This is a genomic window from Streptococcus sp. UMB0029, from assembly GCF_002871495.1.
In the GTDB taxonomy this organism is placed as follows: domain Bacteria; phylum Bacillota; class Bacilli; order Lactobacillales; family Streptococcaceae; genus Streptococcus.
The window spans coordinates 1-1531 of sequence record NZ_PNGD01000028.1 but is presented as its reverse complement, the minus strand read 5'-3'; the positions used below and the strand labels follow the sequence as shown (position 1 = coordinate 1531).

The window sequence follows — 1531 nt, the reverse complement described above, 5'->3', positions numbered from 1 at the left end:
GCTAAATTCCCAAACGAAGTTCCGCTGTTAGTAGAAGTGGAAGTTAGTCTGATAAAAATCCTAAAAACCAGTGGAATTCCGTGTCAGGGTAAGTTCCACTGGTTTTAATCATGCTTGATTTGATAGCTTTTGTAACCAAAAAGAATCGAAAAAAAGAGCGCACAAAATCCCCTCATCTGAAAGCGTTTCAGATTAAGTTCCGCTATGGTGGAAGTTAGTGTGAGACGTTTGAATGGGGTTGAAGATTAGTTTTTAGATTTTATGTTGGAGTAATTTTGAAGACTGACAGACGTCTTCTGCAGGTATTTTAGAAATGCCGAGAAGCTTAGGAATCTCTTCTCCATAAGTAAAGGCAAAGAGTTCATAGGCTGACTTTCCATTCAAAGCAGCCCGTTTGACGCTGTTGACATGCGAACAAACGAGATTGATGTCCTCCTGAGTTAAGTTGTCAAAAGAAGTTCCCTTAGGTAGAATGTCGCGAATCAGTGTGTGATTTTTCTCAATTCTCCCTTTCTGGTCAGAGCGATTAGGGTCACAAAAGAAGAGTTTACTCTCTCCTCGCACATCCATTTCGATATCATCAACTCTGGCAAACTCTCCACCATTATCTGTCAGGATGACAGGAAAAAGTTGGAAGAAATCTTTGTCAGCTTCGTGAAGAGTGCTCTTAATATCATAGAGGTGTTTTGTAACCTCAAGGGCAGTTTTATTACCCAGAAGTCTAGCGAAGATAAAGTTACAGAAAGAGAGATTGAAGGTGAGTAGGACTTTACCTCCCATCCTCCCCATAACTGTATCCATTTCTAGCCAAGAGTCTAGTTGATTAAGGGATAAATAGTTTTGGAAATCCTCATAGGAACGGCCTTTTTTAGCTTCTTTAGGGATGGAAGGTAGCTTACTTTTCCGTCTTTCTTTGAATTTAACGGCTCTGGCTAGATCAATAGGAGCGATAGATAGGTATCCTTTTCGTATGTGTCGATAGACAGTTGAGGAGCTGACATCAAGGTTATGAGTTTTGAGGATATGATAGATGTGTTGTCCCTTTTTAACACCATCAGAAATGACTTTGTCCATGTCCCAGAAGGTCTTGGAATTGAGGGGAGTTCCTTCACGAGCTTCAACAAGAGTTTGTTCGTACTGTTTTTGAGCTTGTTTAGCGAGGTATAAAATCTTCTTATAGCCACAATTTTGTCTTCTTTTAGGGCATCCATTACAGACAAAGGGAGCCTTATCGAGTAAAGGGCAGGGAAGGTTATCACACGTAGACTCTCGGACTTGTCTGTTTCGTTTGACTTCTTTGGAGACAGTAGTTGGGTCTTTTAGAATGGACTGTCCAATAGCTTTGAAGGTTTCACCGCGCTCTAAGCCTAATTGGATATCATTACGGTCTGAAAGGGTAAGGTGTTTATGTTTTGTCATAGTAGACCTCATTTCTAACTCAAACGTCTCACACTTAATTCCACCATAAAAATCCGTTTTAGACTAATTTCCACTTTGGTCAGGCAAGTGGAAGTTACTTTGAGAAGTTAGC

At 40.4% G+C, this 1531-nt stretch carries 1 protein-coding gene; it reads right to left on the bottom strand.

All coding sequences use genetic code 11. From position 1 onward, the window contains the following. Positions 1 to 252: 252 nt before the first annotated feature. The gene (locus CJ239_RS11425) at positions 253 to 1419 is read right to left on the bottom strand and encodes an IS30 family transposase (RefSeq protein WP_102211635.1); all 1167 of its coding nucleotides are present in this window, start codon (positions 1417 to 1419) and stop codon (positions 253 to 255) included. Positions 1420 to 1531: the final 112 nt, after the last annotated feature.